The organism is Nonomuraea cypriaca (genome assembly GCF_015645445.1).
Classification (GTDB): Bacteria; Actinomycetota; Actinomycetes; order Streptosporangiales; family Streptosporangiaceae; genus Nonomuraea; species Nonomuraea cypriaca.
The window spans coordinates 1-1,536 of record NZ_JADOGI010000509.1 but is presented as its reverse complement, the minus strand read 5'-3'; the positions used below and the strand labels follow the sequence as shown (position 1 = coordinate 1,536).

The following is a 1,536-nucleotide window of genomic DNA, read 5'->3' as shown; positions in this document are numbered from 1 at the left end:
TGGTTAAAAAGGGCCGTGGGCGGCCCTTTTTAACCATCTCTGGACTGTGCGGGTTCTGGCCTCTCTTGGCTGTGCGGTGGTTTCCGGTCTCTCTTGGCTGTGCGGTGGGTTCTGGCCTCTCTTGGCTATGCGGTGCTGCTGCCCTCTCTTGGCTGTTGCCCATCTCTTGGCTATGCCGTGGCTTGGTCTTGGCTTGGGGGGCGGCGTGGCGGTGTTGATCAGGTGGGTATGCCCCTCGCAGAAGTCGTACGCGTCTCGGGGGGTTTCGGATGCGACTGGGAATTTTGGGTGGGGTGGGACTGGTCGCCGTCGCCGCGATCGTGAGCGGCTGTGACTCGCAGCCCGATACCGCCAGGATCGTCGACGCCAAGGCCGACGCCGCCACCAAACTCAAGGCGAGCAAGGCCGCCAAGGTCAAGGCCGCGGCCAGTGTGAAGGCGAACGAGCTCGGGCAGATCCCGGTGCTCATGTTCCATCGGATCGTGCCCAAGCCGACCTCGACGGACGACAGGTCGCCGCAGCAGTTCCGCGCCGACCTGGAACGGCTGGTCAAGGACGGTTACGTGCCGATCACGGCTGCCGAGATGGTGTCCGGCAAGATCGACATTCCAGCCGGCAAGCATCCCGTGGTCCTGACCTTCGATGACTCCTCCCCGTCACAACTCACGCTCAGCGAGATGGGCGTGCCCCAGAAGGACACGGCCGTCGCGATCCTGAGGGAGGTGGCCGCCAAGAACCCGGGCTTCCGCCCGGTCGCGACCTTCTTCGTCACGCGCGACATGTTCGGCAAGTCCGCACGCGAGGAGCAGGCCCAGGTGCTGCTCTGGCTGAAGGACAACGGCTTCGAGATCGGCAACCACACCCGCGACCACCTCAACCTGCGCGGACGCACGCAGAAGGAGGTCGAGGAGCAGATCGGCTCGCTCGCCAAGCAGATCACCTCCCTGACCTACACCAAGCCCAGCACGATCTCCCTGCCGTACGGCAACCAGCCGCGCAAGAAGGAGTGGGCCATGCGCGGCAAGCTCTACCGCCACGCGGGCGCGTTCCTGGCCGGTTACACGCCCGCGCCTGCGCCGTTCAGCAAGTCGTTCGATCCGACCGGCATCCCGCGGATCAAGGTCATGGAGAAGAAGGGCGACTGCGCCCAGTTCTGCTCGGTGGCCTGGCTCGACTGGCTCAAGAAGAACCCGGACATGGTCTACACCTCGGACGGGGACGTGAAGACGGTCGCGTATCCGAAGTTCAAGGGGCCGTACCTGCGCAAGACCTTCAGTGAGCTGAGCCTGCCCTACTAGTCAGAATTGTTCATGACCCGCTCGGTCGCCGGGCGGGTCATGAACGTGTGCGGCGTACGTCCGACCGTTCTTCCGCAGGTGAGCGTCATGTGGCGGACAACCGTGATGTCACGAAGGTTTAACGGATCCCTGAGAAGTTGCTCAACGTCGTAAAGTTTGCCTCGTTGGGGTTCAGTACACGTGGGGATGACGAATGCCGCAAATCTCGCCGTTGGTGGCCGGCGATCCCAGTCAGCTG

General features: G+C 63.7%; 2 protein-coding genes. One reads left to right on the top strand and one right to left on the bottom strand.

Translation table 11 applies throughout. The annotated features are described in order from the left end of the window. Positions 1-269 precede the first annotated feature (269 nt). Entirely contained in the window at positions 270-1,298 is a 1,029-nt protein-coding gene (locus ITP53_RS55255; RefSeq protein WP_195903474.1) for a polysaccharide deacetylase family protein, read from the top strand. Here ITP53_RS55255 and ITP53_RS56785 read toward each other — a convergent pair. After that, the coding region (locus ITP53_RS56785) for a hypothetical protein (protein WP_207757768.1) at positions 1,295-1,536 on the bottom strand (242 nt) is incomplete at its 5' end. The two genes, ITP53_RS55255 and ITP53_RS56785, sit on opposite strands and share 4 nt — an antisense overlap.

Bases quoted from the DNA above. Each gene is read 5' to 3' on its own strand.
- ITP53_RS55255 (WP_195903474.1), top strand. From the start codon at position 270: ATGCGACTGGGAATTTTGGGTGGGGTGGGACTGGTCGCCGTCGCCGCG.